The sequence below is a fragment of the Paracoccus sp. BR5-17 genome (assembly GCF_055693925.1).
This window is the reverse complement of sequence record NZ_JBVFUV010000002.1, coordinates 87,742-100,196: the sequence shown is the minus strand read 5'-3', so window position 1 is coordinate 100,196 and position 12,455 is coordinate 87,742. Positions and strand designations below refer to the sequence as shown.

Here is a 12,455-nt window from a genome sequence, read left to right as displayed (position 1 = left end):
TCACTCCTCGAGCTCCCATCCTGCAAAATCGTCCTTCTCCCGTTCCTCTTCGTTGGTGAGGCAGCCGGAGATGTGCGTCAGCCCGCCATAGATGTGCCGCGTCATGCGCCTCGGATCGCGCCGCAAGGGCCTCGTCACTTGCAGATGGCAATCCATCTCGGAGCGGAGGCGGTCCATCGCGGCGACGGTCTTTCGCGCAATGCGGCTGACCTCGCTGTCGGGCGGGGCAACCAGCAGAAGGCCCATCGTGGCCTCGCGTGCCTGGCGTAAGCGCTGGCCAAGCGAGACGTGATCCCAGGGCAGGAACCGGTACAGCGGATCCATCATCGCGCGGCCTCCTGCTGCTCGATCCAGTCGAGAAGCCGCGATTTGCGTGCGCAGATCACGTTGCCCATCCGGAAGGTGGGCATCCGCACCTTGGCCTCGCCCGCATAGTAGTAGACCTTCCGGCGCGCCTTCGCGTCGCCGAAGACGAAGATCGCGATGGCGTCCGCGCCGCGCAGCAGATCGTCGGCCAGCGTCGGGCAAACCTCTCCCGTGGCGGGTCCGGCCCGCAATTGCTCCTGCATGATGTCCTCCGAAGTTTCTGGTGGGGGTCAGGCGATGCCGAGGGAGGCCTGCACCCGGTGTTCGAGTTGCTCGAGGTTCACCACCGCGAAGGCGCGAACCTTCGGATCGGCGACGATGCTGGCAATCTCGGCGGTCGGGACGATGCTGCCCGAGGTGATGTCGATCTCGCCCTCGATGTCGGGGTTGGCCTCGGTGGCGCTGACCTGCCGGAAGACCGTGCTGATCACGAACAGCGCCCCACGCCCATCGCGGAACCGCAGCTGCGCCGTGTGCATCGAGACGACCGCAGGCGAGAGCCCGAGGCGGCTGAACTCGGCAACCGCGCCGAGAACGATGGCATCCCCGTAGGTGAACTTCCGTGCCTTGCCGGTCTCGACCGGGTTTTCCGGCTTGAAGTGGCCGCGGGAGATCCACGCCTCGACCTGATAGCGGGTCAGCTGCGCCGCATCCGCGAGCTGCTGGATGGTGAATTCCTGGTTCATGGCGATTACCTTTGACAGTGCGTCTGGGCTATGGATAGATAACCTCAGACACACTGTCAATGGCATTCGTTCGCCTCGGAAATTCGGGCCTTGCCTGACCCGCGAAGCTGAGCGTGATGAAGCGTTGGAGGACGCGCATGGCCACGATCCGGAAGAGAACGCTGCCCTCGGGCCTGGTGCGCTGGCAGGTGGATTTCACCGACCAGGCCGGCAAGCGCCGCTCGAAGCTGTTCCCGCGCCGGAAGGATGCCGACGTCTATCTGGTGAAGGTCCGCTCGCTGGTCGCCAACCACACCTATCTGGCCGACAGCGAGAGCATCACGGTGGCCGAGGCCGCCAAAAGCTGGCTCGACCACTGCGAGGTGCGGTGCAAGACGGGGCGGCGGATGGAGCGCTCGACGCTGCGCGGCTACAGCGACTATGTGCGCCTGCACATCACCGCGCCCGAAATCGGCATTGGGGACAAGCTGATCGCCCAGCTGACCCGCCGCCATGTGAACGAGTTCCGCGACCGGATGCTGCTGAACGGACGGTCCGAGCATTTGACCCGCCGCGCCATCTCGGTGCTGAAGCTGATCCTCGACCACGCCATCGACAACGGCCAGCTGTTCACCAACGCCGCCCACGGCGTCCGGATCATCAAGTCCAGCCGGATCGACCACAAGGCGCCAGTCCCGTCGAAGGAGGCGATCCGCGCGCTGATCGAGGCGGCCGACGAGGACTTCAAGCCGCATCTGATCGTTTCGGCCCTCGGTGGCTTGCGCGCATCGGAACTGCGGGGACTGCGCTGGCAGGACGTGGATTTCGACAAGGGCTTCATCCACATCCGCCAGCGCGCGGACGCCTACAACCAGATGGGCGAACCGAAATCGCGCGCGGGCTATCGCGACATTCCGGCCGGGCCCATGGTCCTCAACGCCCTGCGCCGTTGGAAGCTGCGCTGCCCGAAAAGCGACCTCGGGCTGGTGTTCCCCGCCCCGCGCGGCGGCATCCTCCAGCACACCAACACGCAGGCGCGCTTCCGCAAGCTGCAGGAAAAGGTCGAGGTGACGATGCGCTGGCACGACCTGCGCCACTTCGCCGTGTCGCTCTGGATCGAGCAGGGGTTCTCGATCAAGGAGATCATGACCTTCGCAGGACACTCCTCCATCCAGATGACCATGGAGCGCTACGGACACCTGTTCCCGTCACCCGACCACCAGAAGGCCATGGCGATGGTCGAGGCGAAGCTGTTAGGCTAATCCAAAACAGGTCCTGAGGGATAGTGGAGGTGCCGGAGATGGAACAAAAGGCAGATTTCTATTTGGAAGTTGGAGCGATACAGAGACTATCTGCTCAATTAAATGATCTTGATAATCCAGATCGTGATTTCAAGCTGTCCAACTGCCTTGCGGTAGCGAACTTTATTCTCAACGTGATCAAATATCGGTATCTTGAGAGAAACCCTCCCTCCCTTAGGTCAAGGCTAGATACAACTCGTTTGAATGCCGACCTTCAGAATCGATTCTTTATTGAGTTCTCGTTTCTTAAGCCCGATGGGATTGAGAAAAGGCTAGACGACCCAACGCTATACCAAGTTTTGAATTGGTCAAGAAACCGGATAACTCACTATCGAAACGACTTGCCTGACAATACTCCGCCGCCGTGGCCTCGGGGCATACAGATACAAGGTCGAGGGCGGGGCGGCATTCGGACATTCACGATGAGCGGTCCGACAAGTATTGGCAAAAATCCAATAATATCAGCGCGAACGGATCGGCGGATGTTCACAGCGTTGGTTCAGTTCCTTGTTTCTGAATACATAGCTGCCTTGCACGACGCTGGTATGGACACCTCCGTGTCACGGACCGTTTCCCGCACGGAATCGGCTGAGATCGGTTCCTAGGAGATCCAACTGAATGACAAGCGCACTATTGACAGGTGTCATTTTGGCATGATACACATGACACATGTCGCATGTGGAGGGTATAATGCAGCTACGCGGCGTTCCTGATCTGAAGGGGCTGGAGTACCAGCCGCAGAACTTCCGTGACCTGTACGAGACCGAGCTCGGGCAGGAGATCTGGAGCTTCATGAAACGACCGGAGAACGTCGTGAGGATGGAGACAGCAACGTTCCTGGAGCGCGCGGCGGTGGAACCGCTGGCGCCGGGCCTCCTCACGGAGTTCGGGCCAGATGTCGGTGAGGACCGGATCAAGCAGATGATCGGCCACATGGCCCGCCAGATCATGGAAGCGATTGGCTACGAGATTGAACGTCCGGGGTTGCGGATCACGCGCGAAAGCTTGTTCTCCAGCGCCGCTCGCTACCGAAAGCCCGGAGAGGATCGCGACCGATCGATGAAAATCACGCGAGAGCAGCGCGAAGCATGGAAAGAGAAAACCGCGTCTAGTCCGTTCAATCGGTGGCTGGATCGGAAGGTCAAGCAGCCCGGAGGCAGCCTCGACCTTGACCAGCTGTACGCAGTGGCCCGGCAGTATGGGATCGAGAAGAGATACGATCATCTCAACCCCGGCCAGCAGCGCATGACCATTGGCATCATGCTGCGGAAGGCGGTACCGGAAGCCGACTATGCCGACGCGTGATCGGATTCCCGTTTTCTCCCAACGGTTTGCGGCTGCTCCGTGCAACACGACGCCGACGTTTGGCGCCCGAAAATCGGCTAACCTTTGGAAATCACAAAGACATTCCGGACGCCGGGGTAGCCCTCATAACCTGAAGGCCGCAGGTTCAAATCCTGCCCCCGCAACCAGAATATTCGCGTTATAAAACGCTTAAGCGCCGCCCTCCGGGGCGGCGTTTGCGTTCCAACGCTCGTGGAAGCACTGTGGAAGCAAGAGGGGCCGAAGTCCTTCATATCGCTGCGTATTCTATGAATCCGACATAATGGCTGGTCTCGGCTCGAGGCGAATTTGCAGGTCGCCGAGCATCGAGCCATCCATACCAGCACCTATGATATGCTGCAGATACTCCAGAAGATCATCCTGACGGGGCTGGCCGAAGGCCAGGCGATACACGGTCAGGCTGCGCTTGAGCCAAGCCAAGCGGGTTACCTCCCGGCTGAACGGCAACATCGGCACGCGCCGTTCGACCCTCACTGAGCCCTCATAGATCCAATAGGGGATGAGATCGGTGTCTACTGGCGCCTCGGATCGGGCGCGTTCGAACATCAGTTTCCACGGATCGTCAGGGGACCGCCCGCCGCCCCTGATGGCGTCGGCCTGCCGTTCGGCAAGATTGAGGCGCACTGCGTGGCTCTTGAATCGGTGAACGCGGCCTTCACGCTGTTCGAGGTCAACCGGGTTGCTCGGCAAGTTCCAATGGTAGACGCGATAGCAATAGGGATGAAAATCCAGCCCCTCCTGTCCGACCGAGGTCGTGGCGAGAACAAACGGCCGAAACGGTGAGTTGAACGCTTCGCGAACGCCTCCGAGTCGTGCAACGGCGCCATCCTCATCTTTGTAGTCGGCGAGCCGCATCGCAAAGCGTCCGCGCATCTGGAACTTGCTGATGGCGAGGGCCTCACCGTCGACATGCACATCATCGACGTCGATCTGCGAAGGGCGAATGGCAAGGGCATGGGCCATCGCATGAGCGACCCCGGTTGCTCGTTCTTTGGCTGGACTGGTCCCGAGGCCTTCTGCGTCGACGAGGTAGTGGGCGTATTCGTCGAGGACGGCCTGAAGATTGTGCTGGGCTCCATAGACCAGAACGCGCCGCCAGTAGTGGTCGTCTGTATCCCGTCGAAGCAAAGCGACCGCGTCATGCTGATTGAACAACGTCCGGAATGATCACGCGACTTCAGCGGCAGCGCTGAGTAGGCATGGATCGTCCCAAGCCAGTTCGGAGGCGATCCGCTTGAGGGCGCGAAGCGCGCAGACCGCCGGACTCCCCAACGCCACGTCGACAAGCAGTTCCGAAATATCAGCGGGCAAAGCGCCAACGTCACGCGTCGTCACCGCGGCCGCGAACTCACGGACATGATCCTGATAAGCGTCCTCGCTCGCCAGGGCGCGCATGCCTAGGGGAGACTCCAGCCATGTGCGGGACCGTGCGCCAAGGAGGTCATCGATCACTGCGGGGGCGGCCCACTCCGCGCTGCCGGTATCGTGCAGCGCTTCGGCTTGTTCGTTCAGACCATCGAGGACGGGCTTGAGGCGGTCGCCTATCGCGGCGCGCATCCCCTCCTGCGACAAGAGAGTCTCGGTTTCGCGGAACACCATCAGCGGATCAGCCAGTTCCGCCAGCTTCGGTGGCGGAACAGTTCGGCCACCGAGGGCGCCGCATCACATCCTCCTGAATATATTCCGGAAACTATCGAGTGATGCATTTCAGAATGGAATGTGCCCCCCATCGGCGGCGTCCGGTATAAGCAGAATTATGGAACGGATGCGCGCGGTGGCTCGCCGGATCAGCCCCGCGACCCGGGCTAGGTATTAGCCGAAGACCGCCTGCGCCCGGTCCAGATGCCCGGCCGCGATCAGCGCCGCCAGCAGGATGCGCGCCTGACCCGGCCGCAGCACCGGCGACAGCACCGCGCCCGCGCGCACCAGGTCGTGCCCGCCGCCGCCGCCGCCATAGCTGGCGGCCAGCCGCCCGCGGGGCACGCGGCTGGACAGCACCACCGGCACGCCCGCAGCCCGGGCGCGCGCCACCCCCTGGGCCACCGCGACCGAGGCATTGCCCGAGCCGAGCGCCGCCAGCACGATCCCCTGCGCCCCGGCGGCAAGGCTGGCATCCAGATGCGTGGCGTCCATGCCGGGATGGACCGCCACCACATCGACCCGCAGCCCGGACACCGGCGCGGCCAGGGCGATGGCGGGTGCGGGCGCGTCGGTGGCCAGCCGGAAGGCGTCGGCGCTGTCGGTGGCGATCTTGACCAGCCCCCAGGCCGGCAGCAGCCGTCCGCCGAAGGCCAGCCGCACGCCGCTGCCCTGAAGGGCCGCGCGGACCGCCGCCGTCATGTTCGCCGGGCCGTCGGCCTGCGGGTGGTCGTCGGTGAACTGCGCCCCCGTCAGGACCACCGGGGCGCCCGGATGCTGAAGGGACAGCAGCAGCGCGGTTTCCTCCATCGCGTCGGTGCCGTGCAGGACGACGACCCCCGCGGCGCCCGCGGCAAGTTCCGCCCCCACGCGGTCGCTGATGGCCTGCATGTCGGCCAGCGTCAGCGTCGAGGAATCGCGGGCAAACAGATCGACAGGCTTCAGCCGGACCGGCGGCAGATCCCCCAGACGGGCCAGCAGCGCCGGGCCGGCAAGGGTCGGGCTGCTGGATCCGTCGGCGCCCTGCCGGCTGGCGATGGTGCCGCCCGTGGCAATGACCGCGACCAGCGGCGGATCGGATTGCGCTGCGGCCATGGACATTCCCCGCGTGGTTCCCGGGCAGATCAGCCGCGGGGGCCTGGCTTGTCAACCGCCCGTGGCCTCACGGCGCCGGGCGGGCAAGGGGCGCGTGTCCCCGCGCGGCCATGCGCTGCGAAATGATCGCGCAGACGCCCAGTTGCAGCAGGTGAAAGACCATCAGCGGCAGGATGACCAGCGAGATGTCCTGGCCCGCGAACAGGATCCCCGCCATCGGCAGGCCGGTCGCCAGGCTTTTCGTCGATCCGCAGTAGAGGATCGCCATCAGGTCCGCGTGGTCCATGCGGGCGGCGCGGGCGATCAGCAGGGCGGCGCCCATCACCGCCGCCAGCAGGACCGCGCAGAGCCCCACCAGGATGGCCAGCGACCCGGCCGAGATCACCTGCCAGATGCCGTTGATGACCCCCGCCGAGAAGGCCGCATAGACGATCAGCAGGATCGAGCCGCGGTCCACGATCAGCGTCGGGGTCCGGTATCGCGCCAGCAGATCCGCAAGCACCGGGCGGCACAACTGGCCCAGGGCGAAGGGCAGCAGGATCTGCTGGACGATCTTCCAGATGGCTGCCGGCTGGATGCCATAGCCGGTGCCCTGCGGGATCAGGACCGCGAACAGCAGGGGCGACAGCACCACCCCCAGCAGGTTCGAGATCGAGGCCGCGCAGACCGCCCCCGCGACATTGCCCTGCGACACCGCCGTGAAGGCGATTGAGCTCTGCACGGTCGAGGGCATGCAGCCGATATACAGGAACCCCACGCCGATCGCCGTAGGCAGCCAGATCATCGACAGGGGCTTCAGGCCCAGGGCCAGGACCGGGAACAGCAGGAAGGTCAGCGCCAGCACCGACAGCTGCAGCCGCCAGTTCGCCAGCCCCGCCACGATCGTCGCCGTCGTCAGCTTCGCGCCATACAGGAAGAACAGCAGCGCGATGACCCAGTAGGTGACCTGGGACAGCGCCGCCGCAGCAGCCCCTCGCGCCGGCACGACGCTGGCCAGCACCACCGTCAGGATCAGCAGAAGCATGTATCGGTCGAAGCCGAAGCGGGCCAGCACGGCCTCGGCCCTGCGCAGGGACATGGGATATCCTCGGATGAAGCGTTCCGCGTGCTTCTAGCCGCTGCGCGCGGGCAATCCAAGGGGCCGCCGCCTGCGGTTCGCGCCCCTGCCCCGTCCGGCCCGCCACGATGTCCCCGCCCACGGCGCGCCCGCCCGGTCCGCCGACCGGGCGGGCGGTCGCGTCAGGCCAGATGGGTCCTGAACCACTCTACCGTCCGGTCCCAGGCCAGCCTTGCCGCGGCCTCGTCATAGCGCGGGGTGGAATCGTTGTGGAAGCCGTGGTTCGTGCCGGGATAGACATGCGCTTCGTAGCGCTTGCCGTGCTGCTTCAGCGCGGCCTCGTAGGCGGGCCAGGTGGCGTTCACGGTCTCGTCGGTTTCGGCGAAGTGGAACAGCAGCGGCGCCTGGATCTTCGGCACCTCCTCGACCGGGGCCTGGCGGCCGTAGAAGGGCACCGCGGCGGCCAGTTCGGGGAAGGCCACCGACGCCGCGTTGGACACGCCCCCGCCATAGCAGAAGCCGGTGATGCCCACCTTGTCGGTCGTCATGTCGCTGGCCATCAGGAACTCGACGGCGGCGAAGAAGTCGTTCATCAGCTTTTCGGGATCGACCTGCCGCTGCAATTCGCGGCCCTGTTCGTCATTGCCCGGATAGCCCCCCTGCGAGGTCAGCCCGTCGGGTGCAAGCGCCACGAAGCCCGCCTTGGCGACGCGGCGGGCCACGTCCTCGATATAGGGGTTCAGGCCGCGGTTCTCGTGGACGACGACCACGCCCGGCGCGGGGCTGTCCATCACCACGCCCTCGACGGCGGGACGGACCAGATAGGCGCGCACCTCTCCGTGGCCCTGCGGCGAGGGATAGGTGATGTATTCGGCCAGGATGCCCGGATCGGTGAAGGCGACCTGCTGGGCAAGCGCATAGTTCGGGCTGAGCGTGTTCAGCAGCGCAAGCGCGGTCATGCCCCCCGCGGCATATTTGGCGGCGCGGTCCAGAAACTCGCGTTTGGTGATGCGGCCGTGGGCATAGCCGTCATAAAGTTCCAGCAGTTCGGGCGGGAAGTCCCTTGCAGTCAGTCGAGTCATGGAAAGCTCCCTGTTGGCGTGTGGCGGGATCCTAGCGCCGGCCGCGTCGGGCGGGGATCACAGTTTGGACAGCCGGGCCCGGCCGTGCCGCAACGCCACGTCATCGGCACCGAATTGCCGGTCGGTGAAAACCACCCGCCGCAAGCGGTCGAAGAGGTCACGCGGCAGATCCAGCCTGCCCGAGGCCCGCTTGATGGACACCCCCCATGCCGTCGCGGCGCCGATGAGCAGTTCTTCCGCCCCGGCAATCCTCTCGCGCAGGCGGACGGCCAGGCGCGCGTCGTCCAGCATGGCCCAAAGAACGGCAGGCCTGTCCCGCAGCAGCCTCATTCCGGCAGGACGCGACCCGGAACAGGCGGGCAGCGTGGTCGTCAGGCAAGGCCGGAATCCTCGGGGTCCGGTTTCGCCTGCGCCTGCATCGCCCGCCCCAGGATCAGCGGTATCAGCCCGCCGCAGGCCAGCGTCTCGACCTCGAGGTGGGTTTCGATGGCTGCGGTGGCCTCGAAGCGTTCCACCGCGCCCCCGGACCGGCGCAGCGTCACCGCGACCGGCGCGCGCGGCGCAAGGCGCGCGGGGTCCAGGTCGATCTCGATCCGGTCGGCTGCCGTCAGGGCCATGTCCTGCGGGCTGAGGCCCGCGGGCAGGCGCAGGGGCGCGATGCCCATGCCGATCAGGTTGGCGCGGTGGATCCGCTCGAAGCTGACCGCCAGAACCGCCCGCGTGCCCAGCAGCGCCGGGCCCTTCGCCGCCCAGTCGCGCGACGATCCCATGCCATAGCGTTCCCCGGCGACGATCACCACCGGCGTGCCCGCGGCGCGATAACGCTCGGCGGCCTGCCACAGCGGCAGGATGGTGCCGTCGGGCAGGACGGTGCTGCCGGGGGGGATCGCGTCGCCCAGCAGGTTCCGCACCGACCTGTTGGTGAACAGCCCGCGCAGCATGACCTGCCAGTTCCCGCGCCGGGACGAGAACACGTTCAGGTCGTCCGGCGGCTCGCCGTTCTCGATCAGGTGGCGGCCCGCCTCGCCCTGCCTGGGGATCGCCCCGGCGGGCGAGATGTGGTCGGTGGTGATGTCGTCGCCCAGGACCAGGATCGGCGCCGCGCTGATCCGGCTGTCGCGGGACGCCGCAAAGTCCGCGAAGGGCGGGCGGCGGATATAGGTGGACGCCGGATCCCAGGGAAACAGCGGCGTCGCGGGCGCGTCGAGGTCGCGCCACAGGGCGCTTGCCTCGGCCTGGTCATAGGCGGCCCCGTAATCGGCGCTGTCCTGGGCCTGCGCCAGGGCCGCGTCGATGTCCGCCCCCTCGGGCCACAGATCGGCCAGGCGGACGCCCGGCGCGATCTCGTCGGCCAGGATGTCGCGTTCGACGTCGCCGGCAAGCGCGAAAGCCACCACCAGAGGCGGCGAGGCGAGGAACCCTGCCTCGAGCTGCGGATGCACGCGGCCCGGGAAGTTGCGGTTGCCGGACAGGACCGCGACCTGCAGCCGCCCCTCGGCCTGGGCCTGGATGGCCGCCTCGGGCAGCGGGCCGGAATTGCCGATGCAGGTGGTGCAGCCATAGCCGACGATGCCGAAGCCCAGGGCCTCGAGATCCCCCAGAAGCCCGGCGCGGCGCAGATAGCGTTCCGCGGCCGGCGATCCCGGCGCCAGCGAGGTCTTGACATGCGCGGGCGGGCGCAGGCCAAGCGCTCGGGCCTTGCGCGCGACAAGGCCCGCGGCGACCAGCAGGCGCGGGTCGGTGGTGTTGGTGCAGCTGGTGATGGCGGCGATGGCGACGGCGCCATCGGGCGATCCGCCTGCCGGGGCGGCAAGCGGCGCGCCGCGCAGCGCCGCCGTCGCCCGCGCGGTTTCCGAGGCCGCGATGCGGTCCTGGGGCCGGCGCGGCCCGGCCAGGCTGACCCGTACCCCCGACAGGTCCAGCGTCAGCGTTTCGGTGAAGACGGGGCTTTCGGCCGGGTCGAACCACAGCCGCTGGCGGCGGCAATAGGCCTCGACCATCGCGCAATGGCCGGGCGCCCGTCCGGTCTGGCGCAGATAGGCGATGGTCGCCGCATCGACCGGGAAGAAGCCCGAATTGCCCCCGAATTCGGGCGCCATGTTGGCGACGACCGCGCGTTCGCCCGCGGAGAGCGACGACACCCCCGGCCCGAAGAACTCCACGAAGCGGTCGGCCAGGTTGGTCCGGCGCAGCCGCTCGGTCAAGGTCAGCGCCAGGTCGGTGGCCGTCACCCCCTCGGGCAGGCGGCCGGTCAGCCGGACGCCGACCACGTCGGGCACCCGCAGCATGACCGGCATCCCGAAGAACACGCTCTCGGCCTCGATCCCGCCGACGCCCCAGCCTAGGACGCCGATGCCGTTGACCATCGGCGTGTGGCTGTCGGTGCCGATGAGCGTGTCGGGCATCATCCAGCCGTCGCGCGTCGTCACGACCGTGGCCAGCCGCTCGAGGTTCAGCGTGTGCATGATGCCGGTGCCGGGCGGATGGACGCGAAAGCCCGACAGCGCGGCCGTCGCCCATTTCATGAAGCGGTAGCGTTCGGCATTGCGGCGGTATTCGTTCTCGAGGTTGCGCGCCATCGCATCGGGGCGGGCATAGGCATCGACCGCCAGCGAATGATCGGTCGAGACATCGACCGGCAGCACCGGGTTCAGCAGCCGCGGGTCCTGCCCGGCCTCGGCCAGGGCCGACCGCATGGCGGCAATGTCCACAAGCGCCGGGCCGCAGGTGGTGTCGTGCATCAGCACCCGCCCCGGCCGGAAGGGAATCTCGGCGGTGCTGTGGCCGCGCTCGAGCCAGCCCAGGATCGCCTCGCGCCCCCGTTCGGCGCCGTCGGGCTGGCGCAGCACGTTTTCCAGCAGCAGCCGGTGGACATGCGGCAGGCGGCGCAGCGCCGGACCGGCGGCGGCCGGCAGGTCGATGATCCTGTAGTCGCCGCAACGCGCCAGATGCTGCATGTCCATCCCTCCGCAGACGCGGCTGGATAGCATTATTTGGATATGAAATGCAATCCGCTCAGAAGCTCTGCCTTGATGTCCGCGGCCTGCCGGATGTGGCGGTACAGGAAATCGGCGGCCGCGCGCATGTCGCGCGATTCGATCAGGTCCAGGATCTGCAGGTGTTCCCGGCACTGCTGCGGCATTCTTTTGCGGTCGTGGGCGATGCTGTATTCCATCAGCCGCCGCACCCGGTTCACGCGGCGCACCGCGTCCAGGAAGAAGTCGTTGCCCGCGCAGGTCATCAGCATCTCGTGGAACTCGATGTTGGTGCCGAAGACCTTCTCGCGGCTGTCGCGGCCATAGCTTTCCAGAAGCGCCTGCTGGTGGCGCCGGGCGGCGGCGAAGGCTGCCTCGTCGATGCGGAAGCCGGGCAGCAGCAGGGCCTGCATCTCGATCGCGGCGCGGAACTGGTAGGCGTCGGCATAGGCCTTGGGCGAGGTCAGGATCTCGCGGAACTGCCAGCCGTTGCCGGGCAGCCGCTCGATCCAGCCCTCGTCGGCGATCCGGCGCAGCACCCGCAGCAGCCGCCCGCGGGTGACGCCGTAAAGGCGCATCAGCTCGTTCTCGCTCTGCCGGGCGGGCAGGCGGTGGGCCAGCAGGTCGGCGGCGATGCGGTCATAGAGGACATCGTCGCCCGCAGCCTCGGCGTCCAGGTCGGGGATCTCGTGCGCGTTGCAGGCCAGGAAATAGCCGCGATTGGGCGCGGACCGGACCAGGCCCATCTGCTGCAGCTTCTTCAGCGCGCTGACGATGGGCTGGCGCGACACCTTGAAGCTGTCGGCCAGGACCTGCGCGGGCAGGTGCTGGCCGGCCTTCATGTCGGCGTGCCGGGCGTGTTCGACGATCCGGGCCATGATCTGGGGCGATAGGCTGGCGCGGGCCATGGGTCACTCCGTCGAAGGGGCGGC

Annotated in this window: 14 protein-coding genes; 3 read left to right on the top strand and 11 right to left on the bottom strand. The window is 66.7% G+C overall.

The features are described from left to right. Genes ACZ1HC_RS00610 through ACZ1HC_RS00600 form a run of 3 tightly spaced genes read right to left on the bottom strand, consistent with a single transcriptional unit; the run spans nucleotide 1 to nucleotide 1,052 of the window. Nucleotides 1-327, bottom strand: a complete 327-nt coding sequence (locus ACZ1HC_RS00610) for a hypothetical protein (RefSeq protein ID WP_472698290.1) — start codon at nucleotides 325-327, stop codon at nucleotides 1-3. Beyond that, complete coding sequence (locus ACZ1HC_RS00605; RefSeq protein ID WP_265508259.1) at nucleotides 324-569, bottom strand: hypothetical protein; 246 nt, start codon at nucleotides 567-569, stop codon at nucleotides 324-326. Before ACZ1HC_RS00605 ends, ACZ1HC_RS00610 begins: the two co-directional genes overlap by 4 nt. Before the next feature lie 27 nt (nucleotides 570-596). Next, complete coding sequence (locus ACZ1HC_RS00600; RefSeq protein ID WP_472698289.1) at nucleotides 597-1,052, bottom strand: MerR family transcriptional regulator; 456 nt, start codon at nucleotides 1,050-1,052, stop codon at nucleotides 597-599. 137 nt (nucleotides 1,053-1,189) lie between these two features. On the opposite strand from ACZ1HC_RS00600, the gene ACZ1HC_RS00595 reads away from it, so the two are divergent. Next, the gene (locus ACZ1HC_RS00595) at nucleotides 1,190-2,293 is read left to right on the top strand and encodes a site-specific integrase (RefSeq protein ID WP_472698288.1); all 1,104 of its coding nucleotides are present in this window, start codon (nucleotides 1,190-1,192) and stop codon (nucleotides 2,291-2,293) included. 729 nt (nucleotides 2,294-3,022) lie between these two features. Continuing rightward, nucleotides 3,023-3,637, top strand: coding sequence for a hypothetical protein (locus ACZ1HC_RS00590; RefSeq protein WP_265508262.1), 615 nt, complete (start codon nucleotides 3,023-3,025; stop codon nucleotides 3,635-3,637). Between the two features lie 285 nt (nucleotides 3,638-3,922). Here ACZ1HC_RS00590 and ACZ1HC_RS00585 read toward each other — a convergent pair whose 3' ends face one another. Continuing rightward, the gene (locus ACZ1HC_RS00585) at nucleotides 3,923-4,639 is read right to left on the bottom strand and encodes a helicase-related protein (protein ID WP_472698287.1); all 717 of its coding nucleotides are present in this window, start codon (nucleotides 4,637-4,639) and stop codon (nucleotides 3,923-3,925) included. Between the two features lie 3 nt (nucleotides 4,640-4,642). On the opposite strand from ACZ1HC_RS00585, the gene ACZ1HC_RS00580 reads away from it, so the two are divergent. Then, nucleotides 4,643-4,843, top strand: coding sequence for a hypothetical protein (locus tag ACZ1HC_RS00580; RefSeq protein ID WP_472698286.1), 201 nt, complete (start codon nucleotides 4,643-4,645; stop codon nucleotides 4,841-4,843). Here ACZ1HC_RS00580 and ACZ1HC_RS00575 read toward each other — a convergent pair whose 3' ends face one another. The 7 genes from ACZ1HC_RS00575 to ACZ1HC_RS00545 all read right to left on the bottom strand — a co-directional run bounded on the left by ACZ1HC_RS00575 (nucleotide 4,844) and on the right by ACZ1HC_RS00545 (nucleotide 12,431). Then, nucleotides 4,844-5,275, bottom strand: a complete 432-nt coding sequence (locus tag ACZ1HC_RS00575; protein WP_472698285.1) for a hypothetical protein — start codon at nucleotides 5,273-5,275, stop codon at nucleotides 4,844-4,846. Between the two features lie 213 nt (nucleotides 5,276-5,488). Further along, nucleotides 5,489-6,409 (bottom strand): asparaginase, encoded by a 921-nt coding sequence (locus tag ACZ1HC_RS00570; protein WP_472698284.1) that lies wholly within the window; start codon nucleotides 6,407-6,409, stop codon nucleotides 5,489-5,491. Nucleotides 6,410-6,476: 67 nt separating this feature from the next. After that, nucleotides 6,477-7,487, bottom strand: a complete 1,011-nt coding sequence (locus ACZ1HC_RS00565; protein WP_472698283.1) for a bile acid:sodium symporter family protein — start codon at nucleotides 7,485-7,487, stop codon at nucleotides 6,477-6,479. 161 nt (nucleotides 7,488-7,648) lie between these two features. Next, on the bottom strand, nucleotides 7,649-8,548 hold the full coding sequence (gene yghX / locus ACZ1HC_RS00560) for a YghX family hydrolase (RefSeq protein ID WP_472698282.1): 900 nt from the start codon (nucleotides 8,546-8,548) through the stop codon (nucleotides 7,649-7,651). Between the two features lie 57 nt (nucleotides 8,549-8,605). Further along, nucleotides 8,606-8,839, bottom strand: a complete 234-nt coding sequence (locus ACZ1HC_RS00555) for a PIN domain-containing protein (protein ID WP_472698281.1) — start codon at nucleotides 8,837-8,839, stop codon at nucleotides 8,606-8,608. 80 nt (nucleotides 8,840-8,919) lie between these two features. Then, a complete protein-coding gene (locus ACZ1HC_RS00550) occupies nucleotides 8,920-11,505 on the bottom strand; it encodes an aconitate hydratase AcnA (RefSeq protein ID WP_472698280.1) in 2,586 nt (861 codons plus the stop codon). A 32-nt stretch (nucleotides 11,506-11,537) separates the two neighbouring features. Continuing rightward, a complete protein-coding gene (locus ACZ1HC_RS00545; protein WP_472698279.1) occupies nucleotides 11,538-12,431 on the bottom strand; it encodes a GntR family transcriptional regulator in 894 nt (297 codons plus the stop codon). Between the last annotated feature and the right edge of the window lie 24 nt (nucleotides 12,432-12,455).

Bases quoted from the DNA above. Each gene is read 5' to 3' on its own strand.
- ACZ1HC_RS00585 (WP_472698287.1), bottom strand. From the start codon at position 4,639: ATGGCCCATGCCCTTGCCATTCGCCCTTCGCAGATCGACGTCGATGAT.
- ACZ1HC_RS00595 (WP_472698288.1), top strand. From the start codon at position 1,190: ATGGCCACGATCCGGAAGAGAACGCTGCCCTCGGGCCTGGTGCGCTGG.
- ACZ1HC_RS00575 (WP_472698285.1), bottom strand. From the start codon at position 5,275: ATGGTGTTCCGCGAAACCGAGACTCTCTTGTCGCAGGAGGGGATGCGC.
- ACZ1HC_RS00590 (WP_265508262.1), top strand. From the start codon at position 3,023: ATGCAGCTACGCGGCGTTCCTGATCTGAAGGGGCTGGAGTACCAGCCG.
- ACZ1HC_RS00570 (WP_472698284.1), bottom strand. From the start codon at position 6,409: ATGGCCGCAGCGCAATCCGATCCGCCGCTGGTCGCGGTCATTGCCACG.
- ACZ1HC_RS00550 (WP_472698280.1), bottom strand. From the start codon at position 11,505: ATGCAGCATCTGGCGCGTTGCGGCGACTACAGGATCATCGACCTGCCG.
- yghX (WP_472698282.1), bottom strand. From the start codon at position 8,548: ATGACTCGACTGACTGCAAGGGACTTCCCGCCCGAACTGCTGGAACTT.
- ACZ1HC_RS00565 (WP_472698283.1), bottom strand. From the start codon at position 7,487: ATGTCCCTGCGCAGGGCCGAGGCCGTGCTGGCCCGCTTCGGCTTCGAC.
- ACZ1HC_RS00610 (WP_472698290.1), bottom strand. From the start codon at position 327: ATGATGGATCCGCTGTACCGGTTCCTGCCCTGGGATCACGTCTCGCTT.
- ACZ1HC_RS00605 (WP_265508259.1), bottom strand. From the start codon at position 569: ATGCAGGAGCAATTGCGGGCCGGACCCGCCACGGGAGAGGTTTGCCCG.
- ACZ1HC_RS00600 (WP_472698289.1), bottom strand. From the start codon at position 1,052: ATGAACCAGGAATTCACCATCCAGCAGCTCGCGGATGCGGCGCAGCTG.
- ACZ1HC_RS00545 (WP_472698279.1), bottom strand. From the start codon at position 12,431: ATGGCCCGCGCCAGCCTATCGCCCCAGATCATGGCCCGGATCGTCGAA.
- ACZ1HC_RS00555 (WP_472698281.1), bottom strand. From the start codon at position 8,839: ATGCTGGACGACGCGCGCCTGGCCGTCCGCCTGCGCGAGAGGATTGCC.
- ACZ1HC_RS00580 (WP_472698286.1), top strand. From the start codon at position 4,643: ATGAGCGACCCCGGTTGCTCGTTCTTTGGCTGGACTGGTCCCGAGGCC.